The sequence below is a fragment of the Nocardia sp. NPDC056564 genome (assembly GCF_042793755.1).
Taxonomy (GTDB): domain Bacteria; phylum Actinomycetota; class Actinomycetes; order Mycobacteriales; family Mycobacteriaceae; genus Nocardia.
Genome location: NZ_JBHTUR010000020.1, coordinates 143,280 through 164,933 on the forward strand (window position 1 = coordinate 143,280; position 21,654 = coordinate 164,933).

Sequence of the window (21,654 nt, forward strand, 5' to 3'; positions counted from 1 at the left end):
CGGCCGCGCTAGGGTTCGACCATGGCCGCGCTCACCTCGCACAGCCGCTGCCCGAGCGCGTCGTCCTGCGCCCGGCGCGACGGAATCTTGATGCGGTTCTTCTGAAAATAGGCACCGCTCACCCCGGCCACCTCGGGGTCGGTCGCGAGATAGGTCAGCGCCCGCCCGCCGTCCTCGACGGGAATCATGAACAGGCGCTTGGCCAGCGCGATCAGCGGCTGCCCGTACCACGGCAGGGAATCCCAGATCCCGCTTTCCACCGCGCCGGGATGAAAGGCGTTGACCGTCACGCCGGTCCCCTCGACCCGGCGCGCCAATGCCCTGGCGTACAGAATATTCGCCAACTTCGATCGGCTGTAGGCCTTTTCGCCCGAGTACCCGTGCTCGAAGCCGAGGTCATCGAAGTCCAGGGTGGCGCCGAAATGCAGAACCGACGAGGTGAACAGGATCCGCGCGGGCGCGCTGCGCACCAGCAGATCGATGAGCAGTTCGGTGAGCAGGAAACCGCCGAGGTGATTGACGCCGAAGGTGGCCTCGATACCGTCCTCGGTCTCGGTACGCTGCTTGTGATAGCCGCCGGCGTTGTTCGCCAGCACGTCCAGCCGGTCGTATTGAGCCAGCACATTTTTGGCGAGCTGGCGAATCGACGCCTGCGACGCGAAGTCACATTCGAGGGTGTCCACGCCGCCCGCACCGGCCGTCCGCACCGCGGTCGCCGCATCGGCCAGCTTGCGCGGATTCCGTCCGACGAGGACCAGCCGATCGCCTCCGGCGGCGCACTGCCGTGCTGCCGCGAGACCGATACCCGACGTCGCCCCCGTGATCAGGATCGTTTTCATAGCCGATCACCCTGCCACACGTTTCCGGCAGGTCGACGGCGCCGACCGGCTGCCGTCGCGACCTGAAACATGCTGCGCAGGAACAGCATTTGCCGAAAATCGCAGGTCCGGCCAGGCCGAGCCGACCCGCCACACCCCTACCCGCCGCCACCGCGAACGTCACCGCGGGACGGCGGGTAGGGGGTTATAGGGGTATCCCCCGCCGATCGAGCAGAGCCGATCAGCCGATGCCGAGCGCCCGGCCGATTCCGCTGATGAGCGCGTACGCCCCGCCGATGACGATCAGTGGCGAGAGGATGGCGAGCCAGACGAGCGCGCCTTCGGGATTATTGACGTCCATTGCAGTCTCCTCAATAGTGATCCAATCCGGTCAGACGTCTTATCGGATTATATTTGCTAGATGTTACCCAGCTATCGAGAAAGAATCCAACGGCAAGTATGGGGACGATCCGGATCCGGCGTTCTCAGGCTCGGCGCACGTACCCGAGCAGCCGCTGCAACACGACAACCACGAGCAGGAACCCGCCGCTCACCACCGACTGATAGTTGCTGTCCAGGGTGCCTATCTCGTTGATGATGTCCTGGATGACGTCGCGCAACAGGACGCCGAAGAGGGTGCCGATCACCGTGCCGACCCCGCCGGTGAGCAGCGTGCCCCCGATCACCACCGCCGCGATCGCGTCTAGCTCGGTGCCCACGCCGATCACGGTGACCCCGGATTCCAGGTAGGCGGCGGTCATCGCCCCGGCGAAGCCGGACAGTAGCCCGCTCAGCGTGTAGACCATGATTTTCGTGCGGATCACCGGCAGGCCCATGAGCACGGCCGACCGTTCGGACCCGCCGGTCGCGAACACGACCTGACCGAAGGCCGTCCGGCGCAGCAGCACGGCACCGGCCGCGAACAGGATCAACGTGAGATAGACCGGGTACCCGATGCCGAACAGCGTCCCCCGGCCGATCTCCAGGAACGCCTGTCCCCGCTCGATCTTGTAGGTGGTCGCGCCCTCGTCGGTGATGGCGAGCAACAACCCGCGGGCAAAGAGCAGGGTCGCCAGCGTGACGATGAACGGCGCCATCCCGGTCCGCGCCACCAGCAGACCGTTGATCATCCCGATCAGGCCGCACACCGCCAGCGGCAACACCAGCGCGGCCAGGAACCCCCACTGCGATCCGTACGCGGCCAGCACCCCGCCGAGCGCATACACCGACCCCGCCGAGAGATCGATGCCCCCGGAGATGATCACGAAGGTTATGCCGAGCGCGATCACCGCAAGGAACGAACTCTGCATCGCCAGATCGCGCATATTCGTGACGCTGCCGAAATGCGGCAGCGTCACCCAGGCGACTGCGGCCACCACGACGAAGACCACCGCCGCGGGCTGTTTCCGCAAGAATTCGAGCAGCAACCGTGCGCTCGTGCCCACGGTCGACCGAGCAGGCATGGCGGGGCGATTTCGGTGATCGGCGGATCGGGTCGTAGTGCTCATCGCCTGTTCCGCTCCCGCGCGACGTACACGGCCGCGACGATGATGATCGCCTGCACCATCTGCGCGGTCGAGGACGGCAGATCGTGCTTGATCAGGGTGGCCAGCACCAATTGCATGAGCAACGCGCCGGCCACGGTGCCGACCACCCTGACCTTGCCGCCGGTCAACGGCGTGCCGCCGACGACGACCGCGGTGATAGCCGAAAGTTCCATCAGCAGGCCGATATCGGCCGGATCGCTGGCGCGCAGCCGGGCGGTGGCCAGCACCCCCGCCAGCCCGGCGAACACGCCGCAGATCGCGTAGACGGTGACGAGCACCCGCCGGACCGGCAGTCCCGCCAGCTCGCTCGCGGATCGGTTGCCGCCGATCGCCACCAGCCTGCGGCCGAATGTCGTTCGGCGAATGAGCAATCCGGTGCCGAGCGCGAGCACCGCCGCGATCAGCACGCTGATCGGCACGCCGAACAGATCACCGGAGCCGAGAGTGAGGAAGGACGCGTTCTTGATGTCGACGAGTTGCCCGTTCGCGATCACCAGCGCCAGCCCGCGCCCACCGACCAGCAGCGCCAACGTGGCGATGATGGGTTGAATACCGATGCGCGCGACCAGGATTCCATTGAACACCCCCGCCGCCAGGCCGATCAGCAGCGCCACGAGCACGGCCGCCGCGGGCCCGTAGCCGAGGTATTGCGGAATCATGGCGGCGGCCAACGCCATCACCGCGCCGACGGACAGGTCGATGCCCTCGGTCCCGATCACCAGCGCCATGCCGAGCGCCACGATGATCACCGGCGCGGCCTGCAGCAGCTGGGTACGTAAGTTGGTGAGCGTCAAGAAGTTCGAGGTGGCCACCAGATTGAACAGGATCAGCCCACCGAGCGCGGCGTACACGCCGTAGGCCTGTAACCAGACCGTGGCCCGACCCCGCCAGGCGGGCGGCCGCCGGACCGCCACCTGCTCAATCATGGTTCGTCCCTTCGACCTCGACGGTGCCCGGCGCCTCGGCGAGCGCGGCCAGCACATTGCGCTCGGTGAGCTGATCGCCGACGAGTTCGCCGACGGTCGCCCCGTCGCGCAGGATGAGCAGCCGGTCGGCGCCGTCGAGCAGCTCCTCCAATTCCGAGGAGATGAGCACGACCGCCAGTCCGGCGTCGGCGAGTTCATCGATCAGCGCCTGCACCTCGAGCTTGGCCCCGACGTCGATGCCGCGGGTCGGCTCGTCCAGCAGTAACAGCTTGGGCTGCAGGCACAACCAGCGCGCAAGCATCACCTTCTGCTGATTGCCGCCCGAAAGCTCGGACACCTTCTGCTCCGGGCCGGCCACCTTGATCCGCAGGCGAGTGATGAACGTGTCGACGATCCGATCCTGTCGCGCACGACTGACCAGGCCGAACCGGGACAACCGCGGCAACGCCGCCAACACGATGTTCTCCCGGACCGACAGCTCCGGAATGATCCCGTCCGCCCGGCGGTCCTCGGCCAGCATGGCGATCCCGGCCGCGATCGACGCCGGCGTGCTGCCGGATCGAACGGCCGTGCCGCCGACGACGACCGAACCCCGATCCAGCGGCAGCGCCCCGAAGATAGCGCGTGCGGTCTCGCTGCGCCCGGAGCCCAGAAGTCCGGCCAGTCCGACGATTTCACCCGCACGCGCGGTCATCGAGACACCGGCGAGGCGATGCCTGCTGGCCAGATCCTCGGCGCGCAGCACCTGTTCGGCGGTGGCGTGCCGGTCGTCGCTGAAGTTGGTCGCGCCGTGTGCCTTGATCTCGCCGATGTCGCGGCCGAGCATCATGGCGATCAGCGGCAGCCGCTCGAGTTCGGCCAGCGGCCCGGTGTGCACCAGCTTGCCGTCGCGTAGAACGGTGACCCGGTTGCAGATTCGGTAGAGCTCGTCGAGCCGGTGGCTGACGTAGACCACGGCGATCTCGCGTTCGTGCAGGCGCTCGATCACCGCGAACAGCGTCTCCACCTCGCGCGGCTCCAGCGCCGAGGTCGGCTCGTCCATGATGACCACCCGCGCGTCGATCGACACCGCGCGGGCCAGCGCGACCATCTGCTGCGCGCCGACCCCGAGACTGTGCAGCGGCCGGCGCACATCGTCGACGATGCCGTATCCGGCCAGGAGTTCGGTCGCCATCCGGAACATCCGCCGTTGGTCGATGAGCCCCCACCGATTTCGCGGCTCGCGACCAAGGAAGACGTTGTGCGCGATGCTCATCATCGGGATGAGATCGACCTCTTGGTAGATCGTGGAAATGCCCGCGCGTTGCGCGTGCAGCGGCGTCGGGAACACGGCGGGTTCGCCCCGATAGCGCAGCTCGCCGCCGTCGAGCTGATAGACGCCGGTCAGCGCCTTGATCAAGGTGGATTTGCCCGCACCGTTCTCCCCGACCAGCGCGTGCACCTCACCGGGGCGCAGGGTGAAGGTCACGCCGTCGAGCGCGCGGGTGCCGCCGAACTCCTTGCGTGCCTCGACCACCTCGAGGACCGGTTCGATCATCGGAACCTGCTTGCCGGCGCGATCAATACGAGTTGGCCGCCTTCGCGGCGGCATTCGTTTCGTCGTACTCGTCGTCGGAGATGATCACGGTCGCCGGGATGGCGGCGCCGTCCTGGAACTGCTGCAACGTCTGGAACGCCAACGGCCCGAAGCGCGGATTCGACTCGATGACCGCGTTGTACGAACCGTCGACGATGAGCTGCACCGCGTTGTGTGTGCCGTCCACCGATACGATCTTGATGTCGGTTCCGGGCTTCTTGCCCGCGCCCTTGATCGCATTCACCGCCCCGATGCCCATCTCGTCGTTCTCGGCGTAGACCGCCGTGATGTCCGGGTGGCTCTGCAACAGCTGCTCCATCACCGACAGTCCCTTGGACCGGTCGAAGTCGCCGGTCTGCTCGGCGACGATGGTCAGCCCGGGCGTGCCCGCCAGCCGGTCCTTGAAACCCTTGGTCCGGTCGGTGGTCACGTTGTTGCCGGAGGAGCCGAGCAGGATCGCGATCTTGCCCTGGCCGCCGGTGACCCGGATCATCTGGTCGGCCGCGCGCCTACCCTGCTCGACGAAGTCGGAGCCGATGAAAGTCAGGTAGTCCGTGCAGGGTTGGGAGGTCACCTTGCGGTCCACGGTGATGACCGGAACCTGCTTGGCCTTGGCCGCGTCCAGCGCCGGTTGCAGGCCGTCGGAGTTCAGCGGGGCCACGATCAGCGCCTGCACGCCCTGGTCGAGCAGCGACTTGATATCGCTGATCTGCTTGTTCAGATCGCTCTGCGCGTTGGTGACGAGCAGGTTGCCGGACGGGATGCCCAGCGCGGCGGCCTGTTGCTTGATCGACGCGGTCTCGGTGATCCGGAACGGGTTGGCCTCCTTCTCCGATTGGGAGAAGCCGATTTTCGCCGTCTTCGGGTCGATCTTCGGATAGCCGGTCTGGGCCAGGGTGCAGGTCGACTGCCCGCTCGGCTGGGTCGCGGCCGCGGACGCCGCGGGGCCGGCCCCGGTCGGCGCGGACGAATCCGTCTCGGATTTCGCGCATCCGGACAGGGTGAGGCCGACCGCGGTGGTGACCGCGACGACGATCGCGTGGGTCTTGGTGACGGGCATCGGTAACTCCTTCAGGGCACCCCGTCGAGGGCCGGAGCGCGACCCGATCCTCGCTGCCGTGCGAGGCGTTAGATGAGTTTTACAACGTTGGAACAACGTTGTAAGTAGTTTGGAGAAATCCGTTGAAGTTCGGTTTCCACGGATCGGGCCGATGGCGAGGAGGAGCAGCGCAGTGGCCGCCACGCTCAAAGATGTTGCGACACTTGCCGGCGTCTCCATCAAGACGGTATCGAACGTGGTCAACGGGTACGACTTCGTCAAACCGGAGAACCGGCGCAAGGTGCTGGCGGCGCTGGAGGCGACCGGCTATCGGCCGCACCGTGGCGCGCGCAATCTGCGGCGGGGGCGGACCGGGTTCATCGCGCTGGTGCTGCCGGAGTTGAGCATTCCGTACTTCGCCGAGCTGACCGGCCTGGTCATCACCGCTGCCCACCGGCACGAGTGGGGTGTGCTGATCGAACAGACTCAGGGCGTCCGGGGTCAGGAACGCGACGCCCTGGCCTCGATGGGCCCCTACCTGATCGATGGGGCGATCGTGAGCCCGCAGGCGCTGGAGGCCGCAGACTTCGCCGAGCTGTCCCCCGCGGTCCCGCTGGTGCTGCTCGGCGAGCACGCGGTAGACGTCCCCTTCGATCACGTGGCCATCGACAATGTGCGCGCCGCCCGCGCCGCCGTGGGGCACCTCGCCCGGATCGGCCGCAGGCGCATCGCCGCGATCGGCCACAACCCGCATCGCGGCACCGCCGCGCTGCGCCTCCTCGGCTATCGGGAAGCGCTGGCCGAGAACGGGATTCCCGAGCGGAGCGAGTTGATCGTGACGGCGCTGGAGTATCACCGGCGCGACGGCGCCGAGGCCATGGATCATCTCCTGGATCTACCGGAACCACCCGACGCGGTCTTCTGCTTCAACGACCTGCTCGCCCTCGGCGCGATGCGCAGGGTCGCCGAGCGGGGCATGCGCATCCCGGAGGACGTGGCGATCGTGGGCTTCGACAACACCGAGGAGAGCGCGTTCAGCATCCCGTCGCTGACCACCATCGCGCCGGACAAGATCGCCATCGCCGGCACGGCGGTCGAGCTGCTCCGCCGCCGGGGCGCCGAAACCTTTGCCGCCCAGGACATTCAGATTCCGTTCACGCTGGAGATCCGGGAAAGCACCGGCGGCTGAACGACATTCGGACCGCCGTGGCGGCGAGGGGCGTCGTCAGCCGGCGCTCTGGTAGTCGGGCTCGATACGGGCGACGACCCGTTCGAGCTCACGGGAGTACGGATTGCCGGTGTACTTCAGCGCGAGGCGGTCGATGATCGGCCAGGCGGCGTCGCCGGACAGCCATTCGACGACCTTGCCGCGGATGATCACCGGCTGAAAAAGGTTGTCCGCCGGGGTCATCGAGAGGGCGACGCGCGGGTCGCGGCGCAGGTTGCGGGCCTTGCGGCTACCGGGGCCGGTGAGGATTACCACGTGGTCGCCGTCGGTGCCGACATAGACCGGGACGGCATGGGGCGAGCCGTCGGGCAGGAGGCTGGCGAGGTGGGCGTGCGGTGCGCCGTCGAGCACCCGGCGGACCTCGGGATCGAGGGTGCGACGTTCGGCGTCGACCTGGTCGGCCGGCACGGTGTCGGCGCTGGAGTCCTTGCTCATCTCGACAAGCCTTTCAGAGTTCCTTCAAGAGACTCCATGAACGTAGCACTCTGAGTTCCCTAAGGGAACCCCGATTTCGGATCGGATTTCGCGCGACGCGAAAAGCCGCTATTTGCCGCGTGACAACGCGAGTAACGCGGACGAACCGTTGGCCGGGCGCGGCGACGACCGGTCGGGGGCGGCCAGTCCGATGCGCTTGCTCAGCTGCGCGACCTTGCGCAGAATCGGTTCGGCCTCCTCGGTCCGGCCGACGGCGGTCAGCGCGCGGCCGTACACCCGCATCGCGCGCAGGCGGCGCACGGTCGCCGAGACCTCGGTGAGCGCCCGCACGGCCTCCGCGGCGATCGGCACCGCCGCCTCGGCGTCGCCGCTGTAGAGCGCGACCTCGGCCAATCTGGCCAGCGCCCAACCCTCCTGGTGCCGGCGCCCGTCCCGGCGGGCCACCTCGAGCGCCTGCTCACACAGCCCCCTGGCGACCACCGGATCGCCGCGGTGCAGCGTCGCGAAGCCGAGCTCGTGCAGAGCCATCGACTCGAGCCGGAGGCTGCCGACCAGCCGCGCGATGCACAGGGCGTGTTCGGCGGACTCGGCGGCCTCCGGCCAGCGCCGGGCGTCGCAGTAGGTGCGGGCGAGGGTCGCCCAGCCCATGCCTTCGCTCCACTGGTTCCCGCCCTCGCGGCCGAGTTCGATGGCGCGCCGGAAGTGCTCCGCGGCGACGTCCACGTTCTCCTGATACGCCATGGCGGTGCCGAGCATCTGCTCGGCGAGGACCGCGCCGGCCAGATCGCCCAGGTTCCGCAGCAGCGCACCCACCTGCCGGAGGACGCGCGCCGCGCCCAGATCGCCCATGCCGACCAACCGCGCGACCGCGGCGGCGAGCTGCGCGCGGCCCATGGTCTGCTGATCGCCGTCCTGCTCCGCCGCCCGGCTCAACGTGTCCAGCACGGTCGCCACCTGAGGCAGGTGCTCGCCCGCGTCGCCGCCCACCGCCAGCGAGAGCGCGAGATCGACTGCGAGCGTTCGGGTTCGGGCGTCGGGAACCTCGGCCACCTGTCGATAGAGCGCGACCAGCCCGAACCGTTCCGCCTTCGCCCATGCGGCGCACTGCCGTTCGTCGGCGAACGACTGCCCGGTCACACAGGTCGCGGCGTAGTAGTCGGTGCCGACGCCCGGATCACGCAGTTCCACAATGTTTTTCGCGCTGGCCAGATAGAAGTCGATCAGCCTGCGCAAGGCATCCGACCATTCCGCCCGCTGTGCCGGATCGGCCACCCCGCGGGCGAACAGCCGCAGCAGATCGTGATACCGGTAGCGACTGCGCTCCGGCGTCTGCAACATGCCCAGATCCACCAGGGTCTCGCACAGCCGCTCGGCCTCGGCCCGATCCCGGTCGATCAGCGCGGCGATCGCGGCGACCGACAGATCGGGCGCGTCGGAGAACGCAGCGAGCACGAAGACGCGGGCGACGTCGGGGGTGAGCATGCGATAGCTTTCCCGGAACACGAGTTCCACACTCGTGTTGCCGACCGAGAGTTCGGCCAGGCGGCCGCGCTCGTCGGCCAAGCGCTCGGCCACCGCGGCGAGCCGCCAGGTCGGCCTGCTCGCGAGTCGCGCACCGACGATGCGCAGCGAGACCGGCAGATGCCCGCACGCGCGCAGGATGGCGTGTGCCGCATCGGGTTCGTCCCGCAGCCGCCGCACCGACACCATGCGCTCCAACAGCGACCACGCCTCGTCCCGGGTCAGGACATCCAGCGGGACCAGCCGCGCGTCGAACAGCTCCGCCAGGCTCGAACGGCTGGTGACCAGCACCCCCGCCGTGCCGGAGCCGGGCAGCAACGGCGCGAGCTGTTCGAGATCACGCGCGTTGTCGAGCACCAGCAGAATGCGCTTGCCCGCAACGGTGTCGCGCCACAGTGCCGTTCGTTCCGCCAGGTCCGACGGCAGCTCGCCGGCCTCGATGCCGAACGAGCGGAACGCGACCGCGAGCAGCATGTCGGTCGATCGCGGATGTTCGTCCAGCCCACCGAGATCGAGGTACAACGCGCCGTCCGGATAGTGCTTGCGCGCGCGATGCGCGAGATGGACTGCGAGCGTGGTCTTTCCGACTCCGCCGAGCCCGGTGATGGCGATCACCGGGCGGTGGTCGGAGTCCGCGGCCAAGATCTCGGCCAGCTCGTGCGCCACGTCTTCGCGGCCGACGAAGTCGGCCAGATCGGGCGGCAGCTGCGCCGGGACTCGCCGGGGCCCGGAATCCATTGCCGCGGTGGGCAGCTCGGCGGCCTCGTCGGATTTCGGCACCTCGGCCGACAGGATCTGCTGATGCAGCCGGGCCAGCTGCGGACCGGGCTCGAGACCCAGTTCGTCGGCCAGCACCCGGCGCGCGTTCCGATAGACGTCGAGCGCCTCGACCCGCCGCCCGCTGCGGTGCAGCGCGAGCATCAGCAGTTCGTACCAGCGCTCACAGTGCGGATCGGCCGCGATCAGCGCCTCCGACTCCGCGACGGCGGCCGAGTACCGTCCCAGATCCAGCGCGACGGTGACCCCGACCTCGTACAGCGCCAGGCGCAGCCGGCTCAGGCGGGCCCGCTCGCCCTCGGCCCACGGCCCCGGCAGCCCGATCATGGGATCGCCGCGCCACATCTGCTGCGCCGCGGTGAGCTTGGCGTCCGCCTCGTCGACCGCGCCCGAGCGGCGATCGGATTCGGCGGCGGCGATCAGTTCCTCGACCACGACGACATCGAACTCGACCGGCAGGTTGAGCCGATACCCACCGCGCGTCGACGCGAGCCACTCGCCCCCGGCGCCCGCGTGCCCGTGCGCGTCGAACAGCCGGCGCAGCACGAGCACATGATTGCGCAGCACGCTGGCCGCGGTTTTCGGCGGCCGGTCGGCCCACAGGCGCGCGGCCAGCTGCGTCGTCGACAGCGTGGATCCCGGCTCGGCCGCGAGCATGGCCAGCACGGCCAGCAGCTGCGGCGCCGCGATGTCGAGATGCTGATCCCCGAGCCACACCTCGACCGGCCCCAACATGCGTATTCGTAGTTCTCCGAGCCCCGCCCCATCAACACCCGAACACTGCTGCGGTGCCAAACGAATCCCTCACATTCGAATCCAGCCGAGCAACAAGGATTTCAGTCACTACTCAGCAGAGACCATGCCGGTACGGCACACTCAAACGGATGTGATGGAGGTCACACTACTGCGACGGCGCGTGATCCTGCGCCAGTGCGGCCGGCACCGTGGCCACCAACCCCGCCAGCGACAGCTGATACAGCGCACCGTCGATGTCGTCGTTCGGGTCGGTGAACAGCGCGGTCACCGTGTCGCGCGTGACCACGCCCGCCTCCGCGGCCGCCACCAGTGTCGCTGCGGCGGTGCGTAGTTCCTCGCTCGGATCGTCGCTCAGCACGCCGCACACCACATCGACCACGGTCTCGTCCGTCCAGATGCCGGGCACAGCGGGACTCAGCAGATCCGCGGACGGTGAGTCACCTCGATACCAGCTGTCGTCCTCCCACCAGTAACAGAACGACATCAGCCCGCGGGCCGCCCGCGGATTGAGCACCTGATTGGCCACCCACTCCGGCGCGCCCGCGTACAGCTCCGGATGCGGTGCCTCCGCGTTGTAGGCGGCATCCAGTTCCGGGGCGTTCCATACGCCGCCGGACAGCACCGCCCGGCCGCCGGGCAGCACATACAGCGTGGACCCGCTGCGCGCCGATCCCTCGAACGCGCCGAGCGCGGGCTGGATCCGCGGCCCCCACTCCGAACCGACGGCGACGAACGTGGCGGCGATCGTCGCCCAGCGCGCCCACAGCACGGGCAGCACCGGGAAATCGTCCACCGACCGCACCGCGACGACACCGGCCGCCTGGTCCGCCCTGGTCTGCGCGGCAGCCTGCTGGGGCGAACGCCATTGCCGATTGTCATGACCGATGTAGGCGGCCAGCCACAGCGGCAACCGCGCACGCGGAAACGCCTCGAGATCGGCCAGATACGCCTCGGGCACCAGCAGATGTTCGTCCGGGAACGGCTCGTCACCGTAGTCGTAGTCGAGTTCCAACCGGCCGGCGACATCGAACTGCAAGGTCAGCCGCCACCAGGGTCCGTCACCGAGCGGGGCCGAGACCTCGCGCTGCCATCGGACCAGCTCCATGATCTCGTCCGACGGCTCGATCCGGACGGCTCCGTCGGCCTCGTCGAAGTAGACCGCGGCCCGCACCCCACCCGCGATGGTGAGCGCGAAAACCGCCGCCAGCCGCCGCCAGCCTTCGGGACCGGCGACCGCCAGTTCCTGCGCGATCCGCTGGGCGAGTTCGGCGGCCTGGTCTTCGACCGTCGGCTCGGTCGAGGCCGGCTCCGGATCAGGTTCCGGTTCCGGCTCCGGTTGCGGCACAGGCGAATCAGCGATCGCGGGCCCCGGATTCGCCCCCGCCGGACCCAGGCCGCCGAGCCGGAAGGCGACGTCCGGCGCGGCGCCGGTCTCGGCCGGAGGGTGCTGTTGTGGATCGGTCATCTAGTCAGCCACTCCTCACGAATTCCCGGAATCCATGTCATCCATCTTGTCCGCGGCGCCGTGCATGCCCTTACTGAACTTCTTCGTCGAATCGGTCATGTTGTCACCACCGGTCAGCAGGTTCTCCGCGGACTTGGTGTAACCCTTGTCGCCCTTGGTGAACTTGTCCCCGTAGTCGTCGGTACCGAATGGAAACCCCCTGGCCTGCAAGTTGCTTCGCAGTGTGGCCATGATGTCCTCGGTCTTCTTGCCGACCTCCTCCATCTTGGCCGCGGCACCGCGCAATCGCGTGGTGTCCACCTCGATCCTGCGTTCACCGGACATGGCGTCGCCTCCTGTTTCTCCTGCTCGTACGGTCAGTAACGGTCGTCGGGACGCCCTGCCTCCCAATGCGTTTCCAGGCGCTGCATCAGATTGTCGATATCGCGCTGGATCCGCTCGGCCAGCTGCCGCTGACTGGTGGCGACCGCGATCGGCGCTTCGTCGAGCGACATGACGTAGCGGCCGTCGTCGGCCACGTCGCGCCACATCATCTTCGTCTCGTGGATGCCGCGCGGACCGTACTTCGAGCGCCCCTGCACCACGATGATCGATCCGGTGCAGTCGGCGCGACGCTGGAAGAACTGCTGGGTCTGATAGACCGGCGAATCCTCCCGCTCGTCCCGGATATAGCTGCTGCCCCAGATCGGCACCTCGTGCTCGGCCGGGTCGGTGATCACCGGAATGTCCGGCAGCCGACCGGCTTCCACCGGCGGAAGCGAGGCGACCACCGCACCGGCGAGCGCACGGGGATCGCACTCGGTCACGGTGAATGCCGGGCTGTCGTAGGTGATCAGGCCGGGCGCCTGTTCGAAGAGGTAGCCGAGCGCGCCCGCCCGCGCGGCGTGCAGGTGGTACTGCTTGGCCATATTGCTCTCCGCCTGCTCGTCCCAACTACGCACGCGCACAAACAGTTCGGGCGCGGTCAGCACCTCGATCGCACCGTCGAACGAGCCGCCGAGCCGATGCCGCAGCTCCTCCCACACCACCCGCTTGCGCTGTTCCAGCGCATCGGCCATGACCACCTCGTCGGTGACGAACAGGAACGGCGTCGGCAGCGAACCGCCGCGATACTGCTCGCAGAGGACGATGAACTCGAGCGCGGTGAACTTCCACTGCTGCGTCACGGCTCGATCACCGGCTTCGACCGCTCGACGTCCGGACCGAGGGCGCTATCCAGATTGGTCACCGAGTCGAGGTACTTGGGTCGCTTGTACTCCCCGCTGCCCTGCGCGCCGGGACCGGGGCCAGGGCCGGGACCCATGGCTCCGGGAGCGCTGCCTGCCGTCGAGGTCTGCACCTGATGGCCGTCGGCGATGCTCTGAATCGCGGCCCGCGGGAACAACTTCGACGACTCGGCCGGAGCACCGGACAGAGTGGTGAGCGGCGGGTGCGATCCGCCCGGTCCACCGGGCCCGCCCGGTCCACCGGAGGGTATGCCGGCCGCGTGCTTGAGCGCGGAGGCGAGATCGGTCGGCGCCGCGCTGCCGCTGGCCATCTCCATGTGCTGGAGTTCGCCCAAGCCGGGGATGCCGAGCGCCCCGGTGTTCGCCAGACCGGCGAGCGCTTCGGTGCCGGTCTTGACCACGTCGCCGATCGTTGTGGTGAGTCCGTTCAGACCGTCGGTCAACAGCTTGAGCAGGTCCCCGCCGCCGGGCGTCTGGGCGATGCTGCGTCCCAGATCGCGCATGGTGTCCGGACTCAGGTTCCGTAGTGTTTCCGGATCGAGGTTCTTCAGCGTTTCGGGGCTGATGTTCTTGAGCACGTCCGGGCTGAGGTTCTTCAGCGTTTCCGGGCTGAGATGCTTCAGCTGTTCCGGGCTGAGGCCGCCGAGGATGTCGGAGCCCAGCTTCTTCAGTTCGTCCGGGCTCAACCCTTGCAGCAGATCGGAACCCAGCTTCTGCAAGGCCTCCGGACTCATGTTCTTCAGCAGATCCGGACTCAGACCACCGAGCAGATCCGACCCGATCTTCTTCAGTGCCTCCGGGTTCAGATCCTTGAGCGGGTTCTCGCCGTGCAGGAGCTTGCTGAGCAGATCCTCGGGCGAGCCAGGGGCGGGGCTGCCGCCCGGCTTGCCCGGCCCGGGGATCGGCGGCGGGTTGATCTTGGGCCCCGGCGAGGAGGAACCCGGTCCAGCGATGGGCTTACCGCTGGAACCGCCGCCCGGTCCGCCGCTGGAGCCGAGTCCGGGTCCGGGTCCAACGGCACCGCTCGGCGGGGGCGCATTGCGCTCCCCGTCGCCCGCACCGTAATTGGACAGGTCGGGTATCTGCGTCTTCGGGCCGGGCGAACCGCTGCCGCTCGAACCGGGGCCGCCTTTCGAACCGGAGCTACCGCCCGGACCCGAGCCACCGCTCTGTCCGCCGCTGCCGGCTTTGCTGTCGCCGAGGCCCTGCTTGTGGCCGTCGTCGTAGCCGCCCTTGTAGTTGGGGCTGTTCTTGTCTACGCCACCGCTGTTACCGCCGCCGCTGTTGCCACCGCCGGGTCCGCCATAGCCGTTCCCGTTGCCGTTGCCGTTGCCGTTACCGTCGCCCTTGTTGTTCCCGTTCCCGTCACCTTTACCGTCGCCTTTACCACCGCCGTCTTCCAGACCCTGCTTGTAACCGTCCTTGTAACCGGCTTTGTAATCGGGACTGTTCTTATCGATGTTTTTGTCGTCGCCCTTGCCGTCACCCTTGTTGTCGCCCTTGCCGTCACCCTTGTTGTCGCCCTTGCCATCGCCCTTGTTGTCGCCCTTACCGTCACCCTTGGGCGGGTCGGCGACCTTGCCGGTCACGGCGATCTGCGGCATCGCGGCGACCGCACCCTCGATACCGGGCAGGTAGGTGTCCTTGTACCGGCCTCGGTAATCACCCAGCCGATCCCGTTTCACGCAGTCCGACGCGTACGTGTTGTCCCAGGTCTCGCCGGGCGTCTTGTTGTAGGTGTAGTTCAGCCACTTCGAGCAATACAGCAGATCGTTGCCGAGATTGGTCAGGCTGTTGGCGAAGGTGAGCGAGTTCTCGCTGAATCGTTTGATCGCATCGGCGGCCTTCTCCGCCCCGTTACCGGTCCACATCTCGGACGCCCGCTTGATCGAGGCGTTCAGATCGGTGAGATCTCCGCTGAGCTGTCCGCTGATCCAGTTGTATCGCGTACCTGCCTCATAGGTCCGCCAGTCGTGTCCGATCAACGAGACACCGAAGGTGTGGAACCGGTCCCAGCCCCAACCGCTGCCGTCCTCGACACTGATCGGCTGGCCGGGATCCACGCCGGTCGGCGGTTTCGGCTTGTCCGGGTTGCTCTTGGTGTCGGACAGATGCGGTTCTTTCGGCGGATCGTTCTTCGGTTTGATGGAATCGACCGTTTGCAGGCTGCCCACCTTGTCGAGTTCTTCGGTCGACTTCCCGTCGGCCCGAAGATAGTTCGCGCCCGCGCTGAGGAACGTGTCCCCCATGTCCTCCATGATGATTTTCAAGGTGTCCATCGCGTGCAGGACGTCCTGGCCCTTTTGATTGAAACGATGCGTGAGCTGGATACCGCCCGTCTCGTCGGACCAGTTGTCCATGTCGGCCATTTTGTTGTTATTGATGAAGTCCTGATACCACTTCAGTTTTCCGATCATGTCGTGACACAGCTGTGCGCACTGCTGCACGATCTTGGGATCGAACGTCAGGGTCTTGAACTTCAACGAATGGTCATCCGCCTTGGAACGCAGATCTTTCCAGTCGTCGACCGAGCCCTTGGTCGTATCGTCGATCTTCTTCGGCTCGTCAGCCATCTGCACTTCTCCTCGTGGTCGATCGCGCCGTGCTATCCGGTTCGGGGTCCTGGTTCGAAGCTCCCAAAGCAAAGGGGACATCGACGGAGTCGTCGGGTCCGGCTCGTTCGGGCGCCTCGGACGGCGAAGGCATCAGCATTGATCTCGGTGTCTTTCGTGGCTTGTCGTTCTTCTTGCGATCTCGGCGTGGTGGCTTCTGTTTCGCTTCGGCCGCGGGTTGCGCCGCGGGCGGTGTGGTGCCGGGCGGCGGTGCGGCGCCCGGCGTGCCTCCGGGTGCGGAGGACCCGCCCGGATGACTGTCCTGCGGCGGCATCGCGGGCGGCCGTCCCGGAGCGGACGGGTGCTGGGCTCCGGCCGCGCCCGGATGCGATGAGTTTCCGTGCTGCTCTGGGATTTTCGTTGTCCCCGGCCTGGACGAGTCGTCCTGGCCATCCGGCCCGCCGTGCCGGTCACCGGCACCTGGGCCGCCGGGATGCTCGGCGGAACCCCGCCGTTCTCCGGCGCCAGGATCGCCCGGACGCTCGCCGGAACCTGATGCGTCCGAACGATTCCCGGCGCCAGGAGCATGCGACTGATCCGCGGCCTCCGAGCCACTCGCGTGTCCTCCGGAGCCCTGACCGCCGGAGCTCTGACCATCCGAACGGTGCGTCGAACCCGGACCGTCCGGGCGGCTCTCGTCGCTGCGACCGTCCGGGCGATTCTCCGAACCTGCACCACCCGGGCGGCTCTCGGAACCCGGACCACCCGGGCGATTCTCCGAACCCCGGCCATCCGAGCCTTGACCACCCGGGCGGTTGCCCGCGCCTGACATATCCGGACGATCGTGCGACGCCGATTCACCCGGATTGCGCTCGGCACCGGGCAATTCGGCGTCACCCCGCGGGTTCGGCGACCCGGAACCGCCGCGCGAGTCGTTCGATGAGCCGGAGTCGCTCCCGGTACCGGGAGGGGCACCTTGCTCGCCCGAACCGTCGGCGGCCTGCTCGCCCAGCTGATTCAGCATCCCGCGCAACCCGGACAGATCCGGTGGCGGCGGCACATTCCGCGATGAACCCGCACCCGATTCGGACAGGCGGGTGAAGTCCGGCGACTGCCCGACCTCGCTCGGCGGCATGATCCCGCCGCCGTCATCCGGCGGCGGGATCATCCCATCCGCGGCGTGCAGGTTCTGCAACATATTCGCCAGCTCCGCCGGGTCCGGCTGCTGGTCCGCCCGATCGTCTCCGGCCGAGTCCGCCTGGTCCGCACCGGAATCATCGCTGCGGCCGGCACCCTGATCGGAATCGTCGCGCCGGTCATCGGAGCCGCCCGCCGCATCGGTATCGCGGTAGTCGTTGCCGCCGACGCCGTCCGGCCCGGCACCTCGGCCCGGATCGTCACCGACGCCCGGACCACCGGAGTCCTCGCCCTGCCCCGAATCCCGATCGTCGCCGAAGTCACGATGATCACCATCGGAACCAGCACCGTCGCCGTAATCGTCGCCGTAGTAGTAGTGGTCCTCCCCGCCCGGACCCCAATACCCTTGGTCATCATCGAAGAGATCGGGATCCGGTGGCTCCCAATCGTTCCCGTCCGCATCCTTGCCGTATCCCGGCGGAATCCAATCGTCGAGTTCCGGCGCCTGCGGCGCGTGGTACGCGCCCGGCAGCGGACCGATCTCCGGCACCCGCCGCGGTCGCGTCTTGGTGGTCTCATCGCTGCCGTCGATCCAGGAGTTCTTGCGCAGCGGAGGCGGCGGCGGCGCGTCGGTCCCGTCCGGATGCGAGACGTAGATCTTTCCGCCTTCGTCGACCTTCCAGGTGGTGCCGTCCGGCCTGCTGCCCCATGCGGTTCCGTCCGGCGCGGTGACCCGCACGGCTCCGTCCGGCCGGACCTCGCGCACGGTACCGTCCGCCTCGGTGACGACGGTCGTGCCATCCGGCCGAGTCCCGCGCGCGACGCCGTCGGCATCGGTGACCTTCGCACCGCGCGAACCGATTTCGGAGGTAGAACCGTCCGGATGGGTGACCCGGAAGCCGTCCGGGGTCCGCTCGACCTGCGCACCGTTGGACAGGTCGATCGGCTCGGTCACCTTCCGGACCTCGGTCTCGCCGTTCGGCGTGGTGATGCGCACGGATCCGCGCGAGCCCGACTCGTAGGTGGTGCCGTCGGGGTCGAACACCTTGCTGCCCTTGGGCGTCGACTCGAACCCGGTCCCGTCGGGCCGATCCATCTGGATGATGCCGTGCTTGCGCGGGCCGTCCTGGGGGAAGCCGCCGAGCCGATCGCGCGGGCTGAAGTCCAGCGTGCCCTTCAGGTCGCTGTGGACGACCGTCCCGTCGGGATGCTGGGACCGGCCGCCACCCTGATTGTTGCCGGAGTCGAACACGACATGCTTGGTGCCGTCCGGGTTCTCGACCGTGACGGCGCCGTTGTGCTCGGCGGTCTGCTTCGTCCCGTCGATGCCGGTGGTGATGATGGGCTTGTTCGGCCCGGATTCGACCACTGTGCCGTCCGGCTTCGAGATGGTCTTGTCGCCGTTGGGCGAGGTGAATTCGGTTGCGCCGTTGGACTTGACCGTCGTGGTCCAGTCGTCCGGCGACTTGGTCTGCACCGAGCCGTCGGGCAGCACCGTGTGCGAGATGCGTTCCGGCCGATTGAAGGACGGCGAGCGCACGCCGGTGTCCTTGCCCGCCGACCCCTCGGGACGCGGTGCCCCGCCGGCGCCGTCGGGCGCGACGAACGCGATCGGCTGATCGGGGGCGATGCGGAGGGCCTGCGGATCGCCGGGACGGCTCACCACAATGGTGCCGTCGGGGTCGACCACGTGCTTGGTGCCGTCCGGGGAGGTGACGACGAAGGAGCCGTCGGCCTTGCGTTCCCAGCCCGCGCGATCGTTCGGCACGACGTAGGTGCTGCCGTCGGGCCTGGTGACCGTGGTTGGCCCGTCCGGCGGCGTGTGAATGGTGGTGCCGTCCGGTTCGCGCTGCGTCCGATCGCCGGACGCCGAACGGAAGTCCGTCGCGCCGTTGCGCTGGATGGTCGTCGTCGAGCCGTCCGGGGACCTGGTCTGCACCGAGCCGTCGGGCAGCACCGTGTGCCGGGTGCCGTCGGGCCGGCCGAAACCGAACTCCCGCTCCGGCCCGTTCGTCCCGCCTGCGCGCGGGGCGGGTTGTGCCGCAGGGTGATTAGCGGAGTTCGGCACGAACTCGGTGCCCCCGTCGGGGCGGATGCGGACCGCCGTCGGATCGCCGGGCCGCGCGATGGTGATGTTCCCGTCGCGGCCGACCAGGTGCCGGGTGCCGTCGGGCGAGGTGACCAGCACGTCGCCGCGCTCGTTGCGGATCCAGTTCGAATTCCCCGGACGCTGTTCCTCGTGGGTCCAGCCGCCGCGGCCGGTCTGCACCGCGCCCTGGGGTCCGCTCGGGTCGTGCTGCCCCGGCGGCGTGGCCGCCCGTGGCGGCGCCTGCTGGCCCTCGGGCGGCGGCAGTAGCCGCTGCTCGGGGCGCGGTGGCGGCGCACCCGTGTCGTGTTGGCCCCGTGCGTTGGACGACGAGGACACGTTGGTCGACTCCGGCGGGCGCGAGGCCGGCGGTGTCCCACCGGAATTCGACGCGGCGATCCGTTGCGGCGGCTGCTGGCCCGCAGTGGTCGAGTTGGGCTCCGGCACCGAGGAACGCGGCCGACCAGCCGGGTTCGACTCGTTCGCCGGCGGGCGTTGCTGCGACGATGTGCCGTCGCCCGCACCGGCATTCGACACCGATGGACGTTGGGACGATCCGGCCGGAGCCTCCGAGCCCGCCCCACGCTGCGGCGGCGCGCCCGCCGGACCGGACTCCGAACCCGCCCCACGCTGCGGCGACGAACCAGCCGGACCCGACTCCGAACCGGGCACCCGCTGCTGCGGCGGCGCGCCCGCCGGACTGGACTCCGAACCCGCCCCACGCTGCGGCGACGAACCAGCCGGACCCGACTCCGAACCGGGCACCCGCTGCTGCGGCGGCGCACCGGCCGGGGTCGACTCCGGGCCCGACGGCCGTTGCGACTGCCCGGCGGTGACAGTCGACTCGGGCGTGGCCGAGCGCACCGGCGGCTGCCCGTCACCGGCGGACGGCTGTGCGGCCGGCGAACGCTGGTACTGCGCCGAGCCGTCGTTCCCGGCGGCGGTGCGCGTGTCCCTGCCCCCGCCGTCGGTGCGTTCGGGCGAACCGCCGGCGCTCGACGAATTGCCGTTCCCGGCGGGGGAATTCGGGGCGGCCGGGGGCCGCTGCTGGGTGCTGCCCGGCTGATTCGACGCGGGCTGCTGCCCGTTCTGCCCACCACCGGTGGACTGGTTGTTCGTCGTCGATCCGCCCTGCGTCGTCGCCGGGCCGTGCCCGTCGCGCGAATTACCGCTCCCCCCGGCGGTATTCAGCGGCGGCGAGCTTCCTTCGCGGCCTCCCGTCGAGGAACCGTTCTGCCCGTTCGGGGTGCTGTACTCGGACCTGTTCCCGCCGTAGCCGTTCCCGCTGCCCGACCCGTTACGCGAGTTTCCATTGTTCGTCGATTCACCAGGGCTGTTCGACTCGGTGGCCCGGGTCGGAAAGGTCGAGGGCGACGTATCCCGGCCGCCACCACGCGATCCCGAACCGGACTCGTCGAAGGTGATCGCGCGGTTGCTCCCCTGGGATCCGTTGGTCCCGAAGTTCCCCGGCCGGTTGGTGGCGTGCTCACCGTCGAAACCGTTGCGGTTGCCGTTGGCTCCGTTGCGCCCCGGATCGAGGGAGAGTCCGCCCTTCCCGGAGAAGCTCGCCGACCCGTCCTTGGCCGACCCCCACGGAACTTCGAAGCCGTTCCGGTTGTTGAATCCGTGAATCCCGACGTAACCCTTGACGCCACCCGCGATCCCGCCGCGCGCGGCACCGCCGACCCAGCTGACCGGGTTGCCGAAGGTCCCCTCCCAGTCGCCGGTGATCATGACCGCGCCGAGACCGCCGACCGCGGCCCCGAACGGGCTGGAGCCGATGCCGACGACCATTCCGTTCCCGGCGCGGACCCACGGGTTGGAGATCTTGTCCCCGAGCAGTTTTCCGGTGAATCGGCCGATCCCGTCGGCCGCGATCCGGCCGAACGGCGAACCGAGCCCGGAGGACAGCACGGAGACCCCGAACTCCTTGCCGTCGAAGTGCTTCCGGTGTCCGGCGGCCATCTGCCCGAGCTGCACGCTCGCGTCCAGCGCACCGGAGATGAACATCGCCTCGAGGATCTTCAGCAGGTAGCTCTTGCTGAGGTTGGCGAACTTTTCCCCGAACACCGACAGCACCTTCGCCAGGATCCGTTCCTGGAGTTGCAGTTCCAGCCGGCGCAGGATGGATTGGGTGGCCGCGGTCTCGGCCGCCTCGACGGCAGGCGCGGTCGGCGGGAACATCCAGGCCCAGGCGATCTCGATGGCCAGCGCGATCAGCGAGACGATCGTCATCAGCTTCGCCGCTTCGATCTGCGTGCCGAAATCGAAGACGGCGTCGGAGATCTGCTCCATGAACTTCGCCAACGATTCGATCGACTGGTCGCCGGTGATCAGCTGATCGAACAGCGCGCCCATCTTCTCGCCGCCCGCCCCCTCGGGATAGGCGGACATCGTCATGCGCTTGACGTCCTCGATATCCGGGGTCAGCTTGCTCAGCGCCGAGCCTGCGTCTTTGAAAGCGTCCGAGACGTGCCATACCTCGGTCTCGTCGCCATCCGGCCACGCACCGCCCGCGATCCACCCCAGCCAGCGCAGCTCAGGTGGCAGATACAGTCCCATCTC

The 21,654-nt window shown here is 68.5% G+C and carries 13 protein-coding genes; 1 reads left to right on the top strand and 12 read right to left on the bottom strand.

Going from position 1 to position 21,654, the window contains the following annotated elements; all coding sequences use genetic code 11:
• Window positions 1-8: 8 nt before the first annotated feature.
• From ACFQ9K_RS36135 to ACFQ9K_RS36155, 5 genes are all read right to left on the bottom strand, one after another.
• Window positions 9-839, bottom strand: coding sequence for an SDR family oxidoreductase (locus tag ACFQ9K_RS36135; protein ID WP_378716271.1), 831 nt, complete (start codon window positions 837-839; stop codon window positions 9-11).
• 464 nt (window positions 840-1,303) lie between these two features.
• Window positions 1,304-2,326, bottom strand: a complete 1,023-nt coding sequence (locus ACFQ9K_RS36140; protein ID WP_378716269.1) for an ABC transporter permease — start codon at window positions 2,324-2,326, stop codon at window positions 1,304-1,306.
• A complete protein-coding gene (locus ACFQ9K_RS36145) occupies window positions 2,323-3,291 on the bottom strand; it encodes an ABC transporter permease (RefSeq protein WP_378716266.1) in 969 nt (322 codons plus the stop codon). The genes ACFQ9K_RS36140 and ACFQ9K_RS36145 overlap by 4 nt, the downstream gene beginning before the upstream one ends.
• Window positions 3,284-4,828 carry a sugar ABC transporter ATP-binding protein gene (locus ACFQ9K_RS36150; RefSeq protein WP_378716264.1) on the bottom strand — a complete coding sequence of 515 codons (1,545 nt, stop codon included), beginning with the start codon at window positions 4,826-4,828 and terminating at the stop codon, window positions 3,284-3,286. The genes ACFQ9K_RS36145 and ACFQ9K_RS36150 overlap by 8 nt, the downstream gene beginning before the upstream one ends.
• Window positions 4,829-4,850: 22 nt before the next feature.
• Complete coding sequence (locus tag ACFQ9K_RS36155; RefSeq protein ID WP_378716262.1) at window positions 4,851-5,927, bottom strand: ABC transporter substrate-binding protein; 1,077 nt, start codon at window positions 5,925-5,927, stop codon at window positions 4,851-4,853.
• Between the two features lie 172 nt (window positions 5,928-6,099).
• On the opposite strand from ACFQ9K_RS36155, the gene ACFQ9K_RS36160 reads away from it, so the two are divergent.
• On the top strand, window positions 6,100-7,095 hold the full coding sequence (locus ACFQ9K_RS36160; protein ID WP_378716259.1) for a LacI family DNA-binding transcriptional regulator: 996 nt from the start codon (window positions 6,100-6,102) through the stop codon (window positions 7,093-7,095).
• A 36-nt stretch (window positions 7,096-7,131) separates the two neighbouring features.
• On the opposite strand, the gene ACFQ9K_RS36165 is transcribed toward ACFQ9K_RS36160, so the two are convergent.
• The 7 genes from ACFQ9K_RS36165 to ACFQ9K_RS36195 form a co-directional block, all read right to left on the bottom strand.
• On the bottom strand, window positions 7,132-7,569 hold the full coding sequence (locus ACFQ9K_RS36165; RefSeq protein WP_378716257.1) for a TIGR03618 family F420-dependent PPOX class oxidoreductase: 438 nt from the start codon (window positions 7,567-7,569) through the stop codon (window positions 7,132-7,134).
• Window positions 7,570-7,677: 108 nt separating this feature from the next.
• Window positions 7,678-10,602, bottom strand: a complete 2,925-nt coding sequence (locus ACFQ9K_RS36170; protein ID WP_378716254.1) for a BTAD domain-containing putative transcriptional regulator — start codon at window positions 10,600-10,602, stop codon at window positions 7,678-7,680.
• Window positions 10,603-10,768: 166 nt separating this feature from the next.
• The gene (locus ACFQ9K_RS36175; RefSeq protein WP_378716252.1) at window positions 10,769-12,088 is read right to left on the bottom strand and encodes a hypothetical protein; all 1,320 of its coding nucleotides are present in this window, start codon (window positions 12,086-12,088) and stop codon (window positions 10,769-10,771) included.
• 15 nt (window positions 12,089-12,103) lie between these two features.
• The gene (locus ACFQ9K_RS36180; protein WP_378716250.1) at window positions 12,104-12,412 is read right to left on the bottom strand and encodes a hypothetical protein; all 309 of its coding nucleotides are present in this window, start codon (window positions 12,410-12,412) and stop codon (window positions 12,104-12,106) included.
• Window positions 12,413-12,444: 32 nt separating this feature from the next.
• Complete coding sequence (locus ACFQ9K_RS36185; protein ID WP_378716247.1) at window positions 12,445-13,254, bottom strand: ESX secretion-associated protein EspG; 810 nt, start codon at window positions 13,252-13,254, stop codon at window positions 12,445-12,447.
• Window positions 13,251-15,887 carry a WXG100 family type VII secretion target gene (locus tag ACFQ9K_RS36190; RefSeq protein ID WP_378716245.1) on the bottom strand — a complete coding sequence of 879 codons (2,637 nt, stop codon included), beginning with the start codon at window positions 15,885-15,887 and terminating at the stop codon, window positions 13,251-13,253. Before ACFQ9K_RS36190 ends, ACFQ9K_RS36185 begins: the two co-directional genes overlap by 4 nt.
• The gene (locus ACFQ9K_RS36195) at window positions 15,880-21,651 is read right to left on the bottom strand and encodes a hypothetical protein (protein WP_378984181.1); all 5,772 of its coding nucleotides are present in this window, start codon (window positions 21,649-21,651) and stop codon (window positions 15,880-15,882) included. Before ACFQ9K_RS36195 ends, ACFQ9K_RS36190 begins: the two co-directional genes overlap by 8 nt.
• Between the last annotated feature and the right edge of the window lie 3 nt (window positions 21,652-21,654).

Bases quoted from the DNA above. Each gene is read 5' to 3' on its own strand.
- ACFQ9K_RS36135 (WP_378716271.1), bottom strand. From the start codon at position 839: ATGAAAACGATCCTGATCACGGGGGCGACGTCGGGTATCGGTCTCGCG.
- ACFQ9K_RS36140 (WP_378716269.1), bottom strand. From the start codon at position 2,326: ATGAGCACTACGACCCGATCCGCCGATCACCGAAATCGCCCCGCCATG.
- ACFQ9K_RS36145 (WP_378716266.1), bottom strand. From the start codon at position 3,291: ATGATTGAGCAGGTGGCGGTCCGGCGGCCGCCCGCCTGGCGGGGTCGG.
- ACFQ9K_RS36150 (WP_378716264.1), bottom strand. From the start codon at position 4,828: ATGATCGAACCGGTCCTCGAGGTGGTCGAGGCACGCAAGGAGTTCGGC.
- ACFQ9K_RS36155 (WP_378716262.1), bottom strand. From the start codon at position 5,927: ATGCCCGTCACCAAGACCCACGCGATCGTCGTCGCGGTCACCACCGCG.
- ACFQ9K_RS36165 (WP_378716257.1), bottom strand. From the start codon at position 7,569: ATGAGCAAGGACTCCAGCGCCGACACCGTGCCGGCCGACCAGGTCGAC.
- ACFQ9K_RS36170 (WP_378716254.1), bottom strand. From the start codon at position 10,602: ATGTTGGGGCCGGTCGAGGTGTGGCTCGGGGATCAGCATCTCGACATC.
- ACFQ9K_RS36175 (WP_378716252.1), bottom strand. From the start codon at position 12,088: ATGACCGATCCACAACAGCACCCTCCGGCCGAGACCGGCGCCGCGCCG.
- ACFQ9K_RS36180 (WP_378716250.1), bottom strand. From the start codon at position 12,412: ATGTCCGGTGAACGCAGGATCGAGGTGGACACCACGCGATTGCGCGGT.
- ACFQ9K_RS36190 (WP_378716245.1), bottom strand. From the start codon at position 15,887: ATGGCTGACGAGCCGAAGAAGATCGACGATACGACCAAGGGCTCGGTC.
- ACFQ9K_RS36195 (WP_378984181.1), bottom strand. From the start codon at position 21,651: ATGGGACTGTATCTGCCACCTGAGCTGCGCTGGCTGGGGTGGATCGCG.